We start from the raw sequence: 14,685 nt of genomic DNA, 5'->3' as shown, positions 1-14,685 counted from the left end.
CCGAGATTGTCTGTTAGAGATGCTAATTTTAATGCTCACGCTTTTCGACAAGCACTTGGTCGTTTTGCAACAGGTGTAGCAATTGTCACTACAACCGATACCGAGACCCACTCCCCTATCGGTTTGACAATCAGTTCTTTTAATTCTGTTTCAATGGATCCTCCGTTAGTATTATGGAGCTTACAAAATTCTTCTACTCTATTAAAAACTTTTTTAACGAGCAATAGATATAACATTCATATTCTAAGTGCTGACCATATGATGCTTGCCTTGCAATTTTCACGTGGTACTCAAGAAGAGCGTTTTGCAAGTTTAGACTTTACTTATAACGATTTCGGTATTCCCAGATTACCGGAGTCCTGTATGTCTGCCTATTTTGAATGCCATAATAAAAGTCAATATTTAGAAGGCGACCATCATATTATGATTGGCCAAGTAGAGCGTTGCACCCATAGCGACTCTATGCCATTAGTTTTTCATGCTGGTACTTTTGATTTAACCCCCTCTTCTCTGAAAAAGAAACAATAATGCAACGTAGTGATATTCAATGTATTGTTATTGGCGCTGGTGTTGTTGGTTTAGCCATTGCGCGAAAATTAGCCATGCAAGGTTATGAAGTCATGGTTATCGATAAAGAAGAAGCTATCGGAATGGGCGTTAGCTCACGTAATTCCGAAGTTATTCATGCAGGACTTTATTATCCTCCTGGCAGTTTAAAAGCCAAGTTGTGTGTTCAAGGTAAAGAAATGCTTTATCAATACTGCCATGAAAAAAATATTTCTCACCAACGATTAGGTAAATTATTAGTGGCTACTAATGAGTCACAAATAAAAAAATTAGAGAGCATTAACCATGTTGCACAAACCAATGGTGTTAATGATTTACAGTTTTTATCTAAAGAACAAGCACAAGCATTAGAGCCAGAGCTATCATGTGTAGCAGCTTTACTTTCCCCTTCAACAGGCATTGTAGATAGCCATGGCTTAATGCTTGCTCTACAGGGTGATGCCGAGAATCATGGAGCACAAAGTGTTTTCAACTCACCACTATTATCAGTAGACTATCGTGATGGTTTGTTTTACTGCCAATTTGGTGGAGATGAATCAATTGAGCTTAGTTGTGACATACTTATCAATGCTGCAGGTTTAAATGCACCTGATTTAGCTAGAAAGATTAATGGTTTAAATTCAAACTATGTGCCTCCTAGCTATTATTGCAAAGGTAGTTATTTCTCTTTAAGTGGAAAATCTCCTTTTAAGCGTTTAATTTATCCTATGCCAAGTGAATCTGGTCTTGGAGTCCATCTAACACTAGACTTGGGTGGACAAGCCAAATTTGGTCCAGATACCCAATGGATTGATGAAATTAATTATGAGATTGATGAAAGCCGTAGCGAAAGCTTCTATCAAGCTATTCGTCAATATTGGCCTAATCTCAAAGACAACAGTCTGCAACCGGCTTATACAGGCATTCGACCAAAAATTGTTGGCCCTGATGAAGTTGCTGCGGACTTTGTCATTCAAGGCCCCAAGCAACATCAACTCCCAAATTTAATTAATCTATTTGGAATTGAATCCCCTGGTTTAACATCTTCGCTCGCGATTGCAGAGTATATTTTTGAGGTATTAAAGGAATCTAATGAGTAACGATTATATCCTCACTATTTCTTGCCCTGATAGAACAGGCATTGTTCATGCTGTTTCTGGTTTTTTACTAAATTTGAATGGTAATATTATTGATTCACAGCAATTCGGTGACTCAGAAAGTCAACAGTTTTTTTTACGTGTTCACTTTGGTACAGATTCACAGTTGAAGACAATCCGTGAGGCCTTTGTCCCAATTGCAGAAAAGTTCCAAATGCAGTGGGAACTACATGACTCTACAGAAAAAATGCGGGTTCTAATTCTAGTTAGTAAGCAAGGGCATTGCCTCAATGACTTATTATTTAGAACTTATACAGGATCGCTTCCTATTGAAATTGTTGCTGTCGCTTCTAATCATCGTGATCATGAAGCATTAGCCCAAGGGTATAAGGTTCCTTTTCATTATTTACCTGTCAACAACGATAATAAGCAAGAGCAAGAACAGCAAATCTTGGATATTATTCAACAGCAACACATTGATTTAGTTGTATTAGCTCGCTATATGCAAATCCTATCCAATGACTTGTGTAAAGCATTGGAGGGAAAAGCCATCAATATCCATCACAGTTTTTTACCTAGTTTTAAAGGGGCAAAACCCTATCATCAAGCTCATGCTCGAGGCGTAAAAATTATTGGTGCAACCGCCCATTACGTCACGGCAGATCTTGATGAAGGCCCTATTATTGAACAAGATGTCGAAACCGTAGATCACCGTATGAGTGCAGATGAGTTGGCTCAAGTAGGTAGTGATATTGAGTCTTTAGTCTTATCTCGTGCTGTGCGTAGTCATGCCGAGCATAGAATCTTACTCAATGGCAATAAAACCGTTGTGTTTGACTAATCTATTTCTTAATTTTAAGTTGTTTGGATTTACCCAACATAAAGCGCTCGTTATACGCCATCTGTTGCTTCATATATTGGGTAAATACTTCAATCCTTCTAAGATTCTTTAAGTCTTCGTGGTAATGCATCCAAAAACTTCGAGTAATCGTAAAACTATCCTCTAAAACACTTTCTAATAAAGGCTGACTTTCTGCCATAAAACAAGGCAGCACAGCCAGAGCTTTCCCTTGTAAACAAGCTCTCATCTGTGCCACAACGCTATTGCTACGAAAAATTATATTATTCAGTGGAATAATATCGTCAATATAACGCAATTGGTCCGAAATAATTAATTCATCAATATAGGCAATAAAGCGGTGTTGTGCAAAATCACTTTGTTTCCGTAGAGGTGGCGCCTGTTCAAGATATTCTTTTGTTGCATATAACTTCAACGAATAGTCTGCAATCTTACTACCAATATAAGGTCCCCTCGCTGGACGCTCAATACTGATAACAATATCGGTCTCTCGCTTACTATGACTTACAAATCGTTGAAATGGCATCACATCCAAAGTAATACTGGGATAAAGTGCTTGAAACTGCATCGCAATAGGTGTCAGTACATAACTACCAAACCCTTCTGTAGCAGCAATTTTTAAATTACCACTCAACGAGCTACCCATATTACTAACTTTTTCCATGGCATTTAACAAATGACTTTCCATCTTCTCTGCGTATGCCAATAAGTCCATTCCCGCTTGTGTTAGGGTAAATCCTGAACGGCGAGATTTTTCAAATAACAAGGTATTTAGACTAATTTCAAGCTGTCTAATACGTCTTGCTACTGTCGTATGCTCAACCCCAAGTCTAGTCCCTGCCGTACTTACACGCTGTGTCCGTGCAACTTCTAAAAAAAATCTTAAATCATCCCAGTTCATTTTATTTGTGCATAAATAAACAATTAATGTGCATATATTATATTGATTTTGTTTTTTATACACATCAAAATAAATTAATAACAAAAAAATTGCAAAAACATTACAGGAGACAACAATGAAACATGCTCTAAAATCTATTGTAGTTGCGTGTTCACTCGGGTTTCTTTCGAGTGCCCATGCTAATGATATTCCACCAGTCAAAATTGGGATCCTGACGGATATGTCAGGAACTTATGCCTCTATGGGAGGACAAGGTTCTGTTGCTGCAGCAAAACTTGCCATTGAAGATTGTTTAGCCAATGAATGCAAAGGGATGAAAATTGATCTTATCTCAGCAGATAACCAAAACAAGGCCGATATTGGGGCAGCTAAAGCACGTGAATGGATTGACCGAGAAGGAGTCACAGCTCTTGCGGACTTAACTAACTCTGCTGTAGCGCTAGCTGTTCAAAATATTACCAAAGAAAAAAATCGTATTGCCCTATTCTCTGGGCCAGCAACAACCGTTCTAACGAATAAAGAATGTTCTCCCGTTGGTTTCCACTGGATGTTTGATACCTATTCACAATCTGTGGGTGGCGTAAAAGCGACGATGGAGTCTGGTGGTAAGTCTTGGTATTTCCTTACAGTTGATTATGCCTTTGGTCATAGTTTAGAAAAAGATACTTCAGCGATGATTAAGAAGCTTGGCGGTGAAGTCAAAGGTCAAGTTCGTCACCCTCTTAATACCACAGACTTTGCTTCTTTCCTCCTACAAGCCCAATCATCAGGTGCTAATGTAGTAGCACTAGCCAATGGCTCACAAGATACAGTAAATGCTGTAAAACAGGCAAAAGAGTTTGGCATTTCTGATGGTAATCAACGTTTAGTTGCTCTATTATTATTCTTATCTGATATTCGTGCTCTAGGTAACGAAACAGCTCAAGGCTTAACTTATGTTGATGGCTTTTATTGGGACTTCGACGATAAAACTCGTCATTTTGCCGATCGTTTCGCCAAAGCCTTCAATAACACCAAACCAACAATGACTCATGCGGGAGTCTATTCTAGTGTCTATCATTACTTAAAAGCAGTTGCCAACTCTAAAAGTATAGAGGGCGACAAAGTAGCACAAGCCATGAGAGATATCCCGATTGAAGATGACGTCATGCGCAATGCTTCTATTCAGCCAAATGGTCGAGTTATTCATGATATGTATCTTTATCAAGTCAAAAAACCTGAGGATAAAAAATCGGAATGGGATTTCTCAACACTCCTAGCGACTATCCCTGCAGCAGAAGCCTTCCAGCCTTTATCTGAATCGACTTGTTCATTAACTAAATAATTTTTTATCATAGGAAAAAGTATGACTATCCCTAATATCCCTCTTATTATCGATAACGAAAAGGTCCAATCAAAAACCTCTAAATGGGTTGATGTATTAAATCCGGCTAACCAAGAAGTAGTTTCTCGTGTTCCATTTTGTGAGATTTCCGAAGTAGATGCCGCTGTGGCTAGTGCCAAAAAAGCCTATAAAACATGGCGTAATATGGGTCAAGGGGCTCGTATGCGTATCATGCTAAAATTCCAACAATTAGTCCGTGAAAATACCGCTAAACTAGCTGAGTTAATTACACTAGAGCATGGAAAAACCCTGCCAGATGCTGAGGGTGAAGTCGGTCGTGGTCTAGAAGTCATTGAACATGCATGCTCTATCGTAAGTTTACAACTGGGCGAATATGCAGAAAATGCTGCCTCTGGCATTGACGTTTACACGCTCATCCAACCATTAGGTGTATGTGCTGGTATTACAGCCTTTAACTTCCCAGTAATGCTGCCATGTTTTATGTTCCCAATTGCTGTTGCAAGTGGGAATACTTTTGTATTAAAGCCATCAGAACAAGATCCAAGCTCTACGTTGTTCTTGGTAGAACTTGCTCATCAAGCAGGCTTACCACCCGGTGTATTAAACGTAGTACATGGTGGTCCCGATGTAGCCAATCGCTTATGCGAACATCCTGATATTCAAGCTGTTTCATTTATTGGTTCTACTCGAGTGGGGACTGAAATATATCGTCGTGCCTCAGAGCATGGCAAACGTTGCCAAGCAATGATGGGCGCCAAAAATCACTGCGTTATTATGCCTGATGCCGATAAGGAAGTAGCTCTCAACCAGTTAGTAGGTGCTGCTTTTGGTGCTGCTGGTCAGCGTTGTATGGCAACATCTGTAGCTGTATTTGTCGGTAAATCAAAAGAGTGGATTGATGAATTTGTAGAAAAATCAAAACTACTCAAAGTAAATGTTGGTACAGATCGTAAAGCTGACTTAGGGCCACTCGTTTCACCACAAGCCAAAGAGCGTGTTAAACGTTTAATCCAATCAGGTGTTGAAGAAGGTGCCTCTTTACTATTAGACGGTAGTGACATCACCGTAGAAGGCTATGAGAACGGTAACTTTATTGGTCCAACTATTTTCAACAATGTAAAAGCTGATATGCAAATTTATCGTGAAGAGATTTTTGGACCAGTGCTATGTATCGTTAGCGTTGATACTATTGAAGAAGCTGTTGAATTTATTAATGCCAACCCAAATGGTAACGGTGTGGCCATCTTTACGCAAGACGGAGGTACTGCTCGTTACTTCCAAAATAATGTTGATGTAGGTCAAATTGGTATTAATATCCCTATCCCAGTTCCTGTTGCTTGGTTTAGTTTTACGGGCTCACGTGGATCAAAACTTGGTGTATTAGGACCTAATGGAAAACAAGCAATTGCATTCTGGACACAGACCAAATCCATTACAGCACGTTGGTCTCATCATGAGAGAAGTGTAAACACCACTATTTCAATGAAATAATCACTATATCGTAGTGTACTAAGCAGACCGTAATATTCATTGAGTATTACGGTCTTGTTATGTAGATGGGTGTTTTAAGTCCACTATCACAACACCCTAAAAAAATATGCACAACAATTGCTATTTGTCTAGTATGACAGAATAGTTTTGTCCAATAGAACATCACAACCGCTCCCTTTAGCATGAAATCTTTCTCACTAAACCTAGTAGGATTTCATCATGACCTCTCGAAAAAAACCTTCCCTCCCCTTTACCCACCTTGACCTCACCCAAGACTGGGTCTTTAAATGGATGTTCGGTCAGCTCGACCATAAGCACCTCCTCATCGACCTTCTCAACACCATCCTCGCCGATAAAGAACCCCCGATTATTGATCTGCACCTCAACAACACCGAACAAATCGGCGAATCCCTCGATAACCGCAACGTCATCTTCGATATCTACTGCACCACCTCTGATAACACTCACCTCATTATCGAAGTGCAGAATATCGACCACCCCCACTATATTGATCGTACCTTAGCCTATGCCGTCACTGCCTTAAATAAACAAATCAAAGTCGGTGAGAATTGGCATCACCCTTTTGATCCCGTCTACGTCATCTCCTTTATTAATTTTATTCAGTTTCCTAAAGAACCCTTTTTTACCCATGCTTCCCTCATCGATACCGATACCCATCACCCAATTAGTCATAAACTCAACTTAATTTTTCTAGAACTACCCAAAATCCAGAAAAATACGCTAGACTATCAGAACAGTCGCCTACACACTTGGCTATATTTCATTAAATTCCTTGGAGAGATGAAAACCATGCCACATCAATTTATTACCGACGACACCTTTAGAGAAATCTTTCGCAAAGCCAATGTCGCCAACATGACTGCTCAACAGGTCGAAGACTTTATTCGCCAGAATAAATTCCACTGGAATCACCGGATTTCTCTTGATGTCAAATACAACGAAGGTCTCACCGCAGGGAAGGAAGAAGGCATCGCTATTGGGAAAGAAGAAGGAATAGTCATTGGTCAAGAGAAAGGTAGAGAAGAAGAAAAACTCTCTACCGCTAGGAAATTGAAAGCTCGTGGTTCAGATATTGCGCTTATTCACGATATTACTGGCTTACCGATAGAGATTATTGATAAGCTATAAGCATTCACTCACTAGCGAACTAGTGTTTCGTAACGTTAAAAAAGTCACTAAACACTAGCTAACAAAATCAATGTTTCTCTTTTCTGACAATCTCTCATTCCTTGGAGAAATGAACACCATGCCACATCAATTTATCACTGACGATACGTTTAGAGAAATCTTTCGCAAAGCCAATGTCGCTAACATGACCGCTCAACAGGTCGAAGATTTTATTCGCCAGAATAAATTCCACTGGAATCACCGGATTTCTCTTGATGTCAAATACAACGAAGGTCTCAATGCAGGGAAGGAAGATGGATTAGCTCTCGGGAGAGAAGAGGGCATTGTTATTGGGAAGGAAGAAGGATTGGCTCTTGGCAGAGAAGAAGAAAAACTCTCTACCGCTAAAAAACTAAAATCCCGTGGAACTGATGCTACTATTATCCATGAGATTACTGAACTACCTATGGAAGTAATCAAGCATCTATGACTAGCAAATATTTTTACAAAATCACTTGCTTAATCAATCACATGTATCTCCGATAGTCGCACTTGAGCCCATACTTATTACCCAATAAAAATGGGTTAGTATTCACTAACCCATTCCCAGTCATCATACATTACAAAGCACTAACACTCTACTCTGATTGATATGACTCAATTGGAGGGCATGTACAAACCAGATTGCGATCACCATAAGCGTTATCGACACGAGACACTGGTGGCCAATATTTAGTGGCTGGATTCATTCCTGCTGGATAAGCTGCATCTGTTCTGCTATAGCCATGAGTCCACTCTGTAGCTAACAATGTTTCTGCTGTATGTGGTGCATTTTTCAGCACATTATCCTGAGCATCCACTTCACCTTTTTCTACTTGTTCAATTTCTTTGCGAATAGTGATCATTGCTTCAACGAAACGATCAAGCTCTTGTAAGCTTTCTGATTCAGTAGGTTCGACCATTAATGTGCCAGCAACCGGGAAGCTCATTGTAGGAGCATGGAAACCAAAATCCATTAAGCGTTTTGCCACATCATCAACTGTAATACCAGAAGCATCTTTAATAGCACGTAAATCAAGAATACATTCATGAGCTACACGACCATTACGACCACTGTATAAAATTGGATAATATGGAGCTAAACGTGTCGCAATATAGTTAGCGTTTAATAATGCCATCTGTGTTGCTTTTTTAAGACCTTCAGCTCCCATTAACGCAATATAAACATAGGAAATAGGTAATACACCTGCTGAGCCGAACGGTGCTGAGGCAACAGGTCCTACAGAGTCTTTATCTAACTGACCTTGTTCGTCCACAATACCCGGTAAATAGGGTGCTAAATGTTCACGTACACCGATAGGACCAACACCAGGTCCACCGCCACCATGAGGAATACTAAATGTTTTATGCAAGTTGAAATGTGATACGTCAGATCCAAATACGCCTGGTTTAGCTAAGCCTACCATTGCATTCATATTGGCACCATCCAAGTATACTTGACCTCCAGCCTGGTGAATCAAGTCACAAATCTCAACGATTCTTTCTTCAAACACACCATGCGTTGACGGATAAGTAATCATCAAGGCCGCCAAACGATCACCTACTTGAGCAATCTTTGCCTTTAAGTCATCTACATCCACATTACCATGATCATCTGAAGCAACAATCACAACATCCATACCTGCTAATGCTGCAGATGCTGGGTTAGTCCCATGTGCTGATGAGGGGATTAAACATACATTACGTTGCTCTTGACCATTTGCTTTGTAATAGGCACGAATAGCTAACAATCCAGCATACTCTCCCTGTGCACCTGAGTTGGGTTGTAAACTTACCGCATCATAACCAGAAATCTCGCATAATGCTTCACTTAAGCGCTCAAACAATACTTCATAACCTGTTGCCTGATCATCAGGTGCAAAAGGATGGATATTAGCAAATTCTGGCCATGTAATTGGGATCATCTCTGCCGTTGCATTTAACTTCATTGTGCAAGAGCCCAATGGAATCATTGAGCGATCTAGTGCCAAATCTTTGTCTGATAAGCGACGAAGATAACGCAACATATCTGTTTCAGAACTTACGCTTGAGAAAATAGGATGAACTAAGATGTCACTCTTACGTGCAAACTCTGCTGGCACAACAATATCAACTAATTGTTCAGCTAAGTCATTAATATCAATTGTTTCAGCGTTAATCGCTTCTGCAACGATATCGACTAGCTCTTGAACATCGAATAAGGTTGTTGTTTCATCTAATGAAATAGACACACTGTTTTTACTAACATTACGTAAATTAATCCCTTCTTCTAGGGCAATACCTAATATTTTGTCAGCATATTCTGACTCAATTTGTAGCGTATCGAAGAATGATTGATTAACTACCTTAACGCCTAATTGTTCTAATGCTTTATTTAATACATAAGTACTAGAAAATACACGCTCTGCAATACGACGAATACCTTTGGCACCATGATAAACAGCATACATGCTCGCCATCACAGCAAGCAATACTTGAGCCGTACAAATATTAGATGTTGCTTTTTCACGGCGAATATGTTGTTCACGAGTTTGTAGTGCTAGACGTAGTGCTTTTTTGCCTTGTGCATCCACAGATACACCCACTAAACGACCTGGCATGGTACGTTTTAACGCATCTTTACACGCCATAAAGCCTGCATGAGGACCACCAAAACCAAATGGTACCCCAAACCGTTGTGTCGTACCAATCGCAATATCAGCTCCCCACTCACCCGGTGCTTTAAGTACAGCTAGAGCCAATAAATCCGTTGCTACCGCAACAATAGCTTGTTGAGCATGAGCCTGTTCAGCCAACTCAGTATAATCAACCACACCACCTAAACTATGAGGATATTGTAAAAGAACACCAAAGCACTCTGGCAGACCCTCTGCTTCATCACCTTGTACTACCTCAATACCTAACGGCTCAGCACGGGTACGCACTACTTCCCATGTTTGCGGATGAATATTTTTAGATACAAAGAATACATTACTTTTAGATTTAGATGCACGACGAGCTAATGTCATTGCCTCTGCAGCCGCCGTTCCCTCATCCAATAAAGAAGCATTAGCCACTTCTAATGCGGTTAAATCTGTCACCATTGTTTGGAAATTTAACAATGCCTCTAAGCGCCCTTGAGAAATCTCAGGTTGATATGGTGTATACGCGGTATACCACGCTGGATTTTCCAAAATATTACGTAAAATGACATTCGGTGTATAAGTGCCGTAATAACCTTGGCCGATAAAATTTCTATATACCTGATTTTGACTAGCTACTTCACGTAGTTCAGCTAGAATTTCAGCTTCTGAGGCCGGAGGATCTAAATCTAATTCCTCATTAAGCAGAATATTATTAGGCACAATCTCTTTGACTAATGCATCAAGAGAGTCCGCACCAACCACTTCTAGCATTTTTGCCTGTTCAGCCTCATTAGGACCAATATGGCGACCAATAAATTCTTCTGTTTGTTCAATATGTGTGTGCAACATGATTATTCCAAAATTTTATACTTAAATTAATTAGGCTTGAGCAGCATAATCAGCAGCACTTAATAAACCATCTACATCTGCAGGATTACTTGGTTTGATTTTAAAAATCCAGTTAGCATAAGGATCTTCATTAATCAGTGCAGGATTATCTTCTAATGCAGTATTGAATTCAGTAATTTCACCAGCAATTGGTGCATAAATATCAGACGCTGCTTTTACAGATTCAACAACAGCAGCCGTTTCACCTGCCGCTAATGTTGATCCAACTTGTGCATCACCTACAAATACTAAATCGCCTAATTGATCTTGGGCATTGAAAGTAATTCCAACTAAGAATACATCACCCTCTTTTAAAACCCATTCATGTGATGCTGTATATTTACGATCTTCAGGTAAACTCATTTTTAACTCCTAAGATTTAGCCACGTTGCACACGCGACATATTTCAAATTTAAATTAATAATAAAATTCTTTACGCAATTAATGCTTTGCCATTACGGACAAAAGGTAATGTGGTTAAAACCGCAGGAATCCATTTTCCACGAATTTCTACTTCGACTGAATCTCCTGCCTTAGCACCTTCTGGCATACGAACAAATCCCACTGAAAAACCTAGAGACGGTGACATAGTTCCACTTGTAATCTCGCCTTCACCACTCTCACCTCGCACTTTCATATGAGCTCTCATCACACCACGGTCAAGTAATTTAATACCTAAGAAAGCGTTACGTACAGGCAACTCTTCTAAAATTTTACGGCCAACGAATTGACGCGACTCATCCTTTAAACTGACTGTCCATGCTAATCCCGCTTGATATGGCTGTGTATCTTCATTCATATCTTGACCATATAGATTCATACCTGCTTCAAGGCGCAAGGTATCTCGAGCGCCTAGACCACAAGCTTGGACACCTGCCGCAATCAAATCTTCCCATAATTTAACCACGTCATGACTTGGCAACACGATCTCTACACCATCTTCACCCGTATAACCAGTACGTGCCACCATCGTATCGTCATTAATTAATGCCGCTACAAAAGGGCTTAAATTTTCTGCAGATGCTTTCCATTCGGGACGTACTTGCCAAAGAATCTCTCTTGCTTTTGGACCTTGTACTGCTACCATAGATAAATCAAAACGAGGGGTAATGACCACGTTGTAATCGGCGGATTGCATTTTCATCCAAACTAAATCTTTTTCTGCTGTACCCGCATTCACAACAACACGCCACTTATTTTCAGAGAAAAAGTACACAATTAAATCGTCAATAATGCCCGCCTGCTCGTTTAACATGCAAGAATAAAGTGCTTTGCCTGGCGTGCCAGTGATTTTGCTAACATCATTAGCAATTAGATGACGCAAGAACTCATAAGCACCATCACCAATGATGTCTACATTTAACATATGAGATACATCAAAAATGCCTGCATTTTTGCGCACAGCATGATGTTCTTCGATTTGAGATCCATAAGAAATAGGCATTTCCCAACCACCAAAATCGACCATTTTGGCATTTAAATTGAGATGAGCCTGATATAAAGCAGTATGTTTTAACGAAGCAGAGGACATAAAGCACCTTTAGCAAAAAGAATAGGAGTCACATAAACGTGTGTATTCACCCCTCTGTCCTGGTGCCTGAGAGTTTTAAATCACCTTCGGCGCTTGCTAACAAGTCTCTCCAGAGTACCTACTGCTATGTAAAAAAGCAAATAGTTTGCCGTGCATTTACCTGAGCGATTCTGGGTGAATTGCGCCTTCGGTGGCAGAAAAAACCGCTCTCTCCTGCAACTATTTAATAGGTAGCGTAAGTATAACTCAAAGGGGGAATTCTTTGTTTGTAGCTTAAAATGTTAAGGGAAAATACTCAGCTTTTTAAAGTTTCTAGCACAATAATAGCGTGTTTTTATCATTTCATCAAAGAATTTCAGTGGAGTGAAAAGGCACCACAATAATTACTTTTCTTACTCAAGAATCTGTTGATAACATCCTTCCCTGACTAAATACTATGTCTACGTGCAAAGGCTACTATTCCACTTGGTACGTCTTGCTAAGCAATAATTAAAAGTTTTATTTATTTTAAGTATTCTATTTTCGGGAGAATCATTGGAGGATGGGCTGTCATATCAACAATCTTAATGTATCCATCGCCTTTTATATAGTGCAAAACATATTCAGATGTGAGATGTCCTGAGTTTCCATTATTATATTTTGGAATACCTATATGGTAGTGCCAAAGATTATAATCTTGAGCGTATTTAACTTTGTATAACCAATTAGGATCATTCTTGGGTACATTATCAGACATTTTGTTTTTTCCAGGAAGTCCCAAAAAACCACTGCTAGCCACATGCCTCGCAAAATCCCCAATCTTTATAATATCTTCTTGAGGGAAGTTTTTCATTTCTTTTAAAAAGAGCGTACCAAAAAAAACAGAAATGGACATAATTAAAAACTCTTAACCCATTGCATGAATGAATCATTATCTTGTGTATCTGGCATTTTGACAAAATCTCCTTCAACACGCTTTTTCATTCTCTCTAAATCAAAGTTAAAATTATCATTGGAAAGTTTATTAATAAAAAACTCTTTGATGCACGCTGTATTAATAACACCACCGTTAGGAGTACTTAGATAAGGTAATTCTTCATGAGTCATATCACGCAATTTCCAAGCAGTAAATTGCCCATATTCTCGCCTAACACGGTTAAGAATATATAGATGCTCGTCACTATATTTATTCATTTCTATATGAGCAACAGGTAAGGGACTACTCCCATAAATTTTAAATTGATGGTATATAGATTCAACTACTGGACCATGAGTCCAACATGATATGTTTTCATCAAATAGCTTTTGACCAAACAAGGCTAATGAATATCCTTGTGAATAATATAATAATTTTTGTAGTTTGAGATTAGATATGGTAGCTTCTCCATCCTCTTCATCAACAGGTGAAAGAAAAAAGTCAGCTACATCTCTTACGCTTAGCATTTATAGATGCTCCTGTGATTGTTACGTAACCTCCAAATTAGAGTTAATTATAACATTCATTATCCAATTAATATTTAATAATCGTATTCAATAAGCTGTGTAGATTCTAAGTAAGAATTAAAAAGCTATACAAAATAAAGTTAAGAGATGAAAGCCCCATGCCCCTGCATGGGGAGAATGTCAAAGCTTACTTTTATTATTTTTTAGCTGTTGGCTTACGAATACCTGTAATAGCCACTGTTACGCGACGATCGGGTTGTAAACATGCTGTTAACGCTGGTGTTGCCTTCTCTCCAACGCAGTCTTTGGTCACCGGTTGGCTCTCCCCTGCACTCGCTACAGAAATCGGAGCACTAATACCTCCTTGTTGTAAATACGCTTTCACTGTCTTGGCTCGATTTAACCCTAAGTTATAGTTATACGCCTCCGTACCTAATCTATCGGTATGGCCCACTAAATCAATACGATCTACGGTCGCATAACCTTCTGTAATCTTCGCTACCAACTCATCTAAGGTCTTCTTACCTTCGGCTAATAAATCACTTGGATTGGATTTATCAAATTGGAATAAAGCATCCGCTGCTAATGTCACTTGCTCTTGTTTCACAGGTTTTGCTTCTGGTCCACACCAATCATTATCAACATCTTTTAAATTAACACACGCTGATAATGCACTCACTGTTACTAAGCTAATCGCTAGTCTAGATAATTTCATAGGCCAATTCCTTGAAAAAAGTTAAATTAGGTTGAATAAACAACAGTCCGCAGGGACTGTTGCTGGTCAGATTCTCCGCTTCGCTTCCCCACTTCACCA

General features: G+C 39.3%; 14 protein-coding genes and 2 riboswitches. Of the genes, 7 read left to right on the top strand and 7 right to left on the bottom strand.

Annotated features, from left to right (window positions below; all coding sequences use genetic code 11):
- The first annotated feature begins 6 nt into the window (after nucleotides 1-6).
- The 3 genes from BQ4443_RS07215 to purU are packed head-to-tail and all read left to right on the top strand — an operon-like array spanning nucleotide 7 to nucleotide 2,484.
- Entirely contained in the window at nucleotides 7-528 is a 522-nt protein-coding gene (locus BQ4443_RS07215) for a flavin reductase family protein (protein ID WP_023953439.1), read from the top strand.
- Nucleotides 528-1,646 carry an NAD(P)/FAD-dependent oxidoreductase gene (locus tag BQ4443_RS07210; RefSeq protein WP_023953437.1) on the top strand — a complete coding sequence of 373 codons (1,119 nt, stop codon included), beginning with the start codon at nucleotides 528-530 and terminating at the stop codon, nucleotides 1,644-1,646. Before BQ4443_RS07215 ends, BQ4443_RS07210 begins: the two co-directional genes overlap by 1 nt.
- Entirely contained in the window at nucleotides 1,639-2,484 is an 846-nt protein-coding gene (gene purU, locus BQ4443_RS07205; protein WP_023953435.1) for a formyltetrahydrofolate deformylase, read from the top strand. The genes BQ4443_RS07210 and purU overlap by 8 nt, the downstream gene beginning before the upstream one ends.
- 1 nt (nucleotide 2,485) lies before the next feature.
- On the opposite strand, the gene BQ4443_RS07200 is transcribed toward purU, so the two are convergent.
- Nucleotides 2,486-3,403 carry a LysR family transcriptional regulator gene (locus tag BQ4443_RS07200; RefSeq protein WP_071058943.1) on the bottom strand — a complete coding sequence of 306 codons (918 nt, stop codon included), beginning with the start codon at nucleotides 3,401-3,403 and terminating at the stop codon, nucleotides 2,486-2,488.
- 115 nt (nucleotides 3,404-3,518) lie between these two features.
- On the opposite strand from BQ4443_RS07200, the gene BQ4443_RS07195 reads away from it, so the two are divergent.
- The 4 genes from BQ4443_RS07195 (at nucleotide 3,519) to BQ4443_RS07175 (ending at nucleotide 7,857) form a co-directional block, all read left to right on the top strand.
- Nucleotides 3,519-4,727 (top strand): ABC transporter substrate-binding protein, encoded by a 1,209-nt coding sequence (locus BQ4443_RS07195; protein WP_023953433.1) that lies wholly within the window; start codon nucleotides 3,519-3,521, stop codon nucleotides 4,725-4,727.
- 21 nt (nucleotides 4,728-4,748) lie between these two features.
- Complete coding sequence (locus tag BQ4443_RS07190) at nucleotides 4,749-6,239, top strand: CoA-acylating methylmalonate-semialdehyde dehydrogenase (protein ID WP_071058481.1); 1,491 nt, start codon at nucleotides 4,749-4,751, stop codon at nucleotides 6,237-6,239.
- Nucleotides 6,240-6,458: 219 nt separating this feature from the next.
- On the top strand, nucleotides 6,459-7,388 hold the full coding sequence (locus tag BQ4443_RS12180; protein ID WP_083331893.1) for an Rpn family recombination-promoting nuclease/putative transposase: 930 nt from the start codon (nucleotides 6,459-6,461) through the stop codon (nucleotides 7,386-7,388).
- A gap of 109 nt (nucleotides 7,389-7,497) precedes the next feature.
- A complete protein-coding gene (locus tag BQ4443_RS07175) occupies nucleotides 7,498-7,857 on the top strand; it encodes a FliH/SctL family protein (RefSeq protein WP_143000573.1) in 360 nt (119 codons plus the stop codon).
- A 148-nt stretch (nucleotides 7,858-8,005) separates the two neighbouring features.
- On the opposite strand, the gene gcvP is transcribed toward BQ4443_RS07175, so the two are convergent.
- The 6 genes from gcvP to BQ4443_RS07145 form a co-directional block, all read right to left on the bottom strand.
- Nucleotides 8,006-10,879, bottom strand: a complete 2,874-nt coding sequence (gene gcvP, locus BQ4443_RS07170) for an aminomethyl-transferring glycine dehydrogenase (protein ID WP_071058477.1) — start codon at nucleotides 10,877-10,879, stop codon at nucleotides 8,006-8,008.
- Nucleotides 10,880-10,909: 30 nt separating this feature from the next.
- On the bottom strand, nucleotides 10,910-11,281 hold the full coding sequence (gene gcvH, locus BQ4443_RS07165; protein WP_023950188.1) for a glycine cleavage system protein GcvH: 372 nt from the start codon (nucleotides 11,279-11,281) through the stop codon (nucleotides 10,910-10,912).
- A 70-nt stretch (nucleotides 11,282-11,351) separates the two neighbouring features.
- Complete coding sequence (gene gcvT, locus BQ4443_RS07160; RefSeq protein ID WP_071058476.1) at nucleotides 11,352-12,449, bottom strand: glycine cleavage system aminomethyltransferase GcvT; 1,098 nt, start codon at nucleotides 12,447-12,449, stop codon at nucleotides 11,352-11,354.
- 44 nt (nucleotides 12,450-12,493) lie between these two features.
- Nucleotides 12,494-12,572: riboswitch (glycine riboswitch) on the bottom strand.
- Nucleotides 12,573-12,587: 15 nt separating this feature from the next.
- Nucleotides 12,588-12,675: riboswitch (glycine riboswitch) on the bottom strand.
- Between the two features lie 276 nt (nucleotides 12,676-12,951).
- Nucleotides 12,952-13,323: a hypothetical protein gene (locus BQ4443_RS07155; RefSeq protein WP_071058475.1), complete on the bottom strand. Its 372-nt coding sequence runs from the start codon at nucleotides 13,321-13,323 to the stop codon at nucleotides 12,952-12,954.
- A gap of 2 nt (nucleotides 13,324-13,325) precedes the next feature.
- Nucleotides 13,326-13,871, bottom strand: a complete 546-nt coding sequence (locus tag BQ4443_RS07150) for a Panacea domain-containing protein (protein ID WP_071058474.1) — start codon at nucleotides 13,869-13,871, stop codon at nucleotides 13,326-13,328.
- 196 nt (nucleotides 13,872-14,067) lie between these two features.
- Entirely contained in the window at nucleotides 14,068-14,586 is a 519-nt protein-coding gene (locus BQ4443_RS07145) for an OmpA family protein (protein WP_071058473.1), read from the bottom strand.
- Nucleotides 14,587-14,685: the final 99 nt, after the last annotated feature.

The organism is Pelistega sp. MC2, from assembly GCF_900099475.1.
Taxonomy (GTDB): Bacteria; Pseudomonadota; Gammaproteobacteria; order Burkholderiales; family Burkholderiaceae_B; genus Taylorella; species Taylorella indica.
Note: the sequence above shows the minus strand (reverse complement) of the source record. Positions and strands in the feature narration are given on the sequence as shown.

Bases quoted from the DNA above. Each gene is read 5' to 3' on its own strand.
- BQ4443_RS07210 (WP_023953437.1), top strand. From the start codon at position 528: ATGCAACGTAGTGATATTCAATGTATTGTTATTGGCGCTGGTGTTGTT.
- purU (WP_023953435.1), top strand. From the start codon at position 1,639: ATGAGTAACGATTATATCCTCACTATTTCTTGCCCTGATAGAACAGGC.
- BQ4443_RS07200 (WP_071058943.1), bottom strand. From the start codon at position 3,403: ATGAACTGGGATGATTTAAGATTTTTTTTAGAAGTTGCACGGACACAG.
- BQ4443_RS07195 (WP_023953433.1), top strand. From the start codon at position 3,519: ATGAAACATGCTCTAAAATCTATTGTAGTTGCGTGTTCACTCGGGTTT.
- BQ4443_RS07190 (WP_071058481.1), top strand. From the start codon at position 4,749: ATGACTATCCCTAATATCCCTCTTATTATCGATAACGAAAAGGTCCAA.
- BQ4443_RS12180 (WP_083331893.1), top strand. From the start codon at position 6,459: ATGACCTCTCGAAAAAAACCTTCCCTCCCCTTTACCCACCTTGACCTC.
- BQ4443_RS07175 (WP_143000573.1), top strand. From the start codon at position 7,498: ATGAACACCATGCCACATCAATTTATCACTGACGATACGTTTAGAGAA.
- gcvP (WP_071058477.1), bottom strand. From the start codon at position 10,879: ATGTTGCACACACATATTGAACAAACAGAAGAATTTATTGGTCGCCAT.
- gcvH (WP_023950188.1), bottom strand. From the start codon at position 11,281: ATGAGTTTACCTGAAGATCGTAAATATACAGCATCACATGAATGGGTT.
- gcvT (WP_071058476.1), bottom strand. From the start codon at position 12,449: ATGTCCTCTGCTTCGTTAAAACATACTGCTTTATATCAGGCTCATCTC.
- BQ4443_RS07155 (WP_071058475.1), bottom strand. From the start codon at position 13,323: ATGTCCATTTCTGTTTTTTTTGGTACGCTCTTTTTAAAAGAAATGAAA.
- BQ4443_RS07150 (WP_071058474.1), bottom strand. From the start codon at position 13,871: ATGCTAAGCGTAAGAGATGTAGCTGACTTTTTTCTTTCACCTGTTGAT.
- BQ4443_RS07145 (WP_071058473.1), bottom strand. From the start codon at position 14,586: ATGAAATTATCTAGACTAGCGATTAGCTTAGTAACAGTGAGTGCATTA.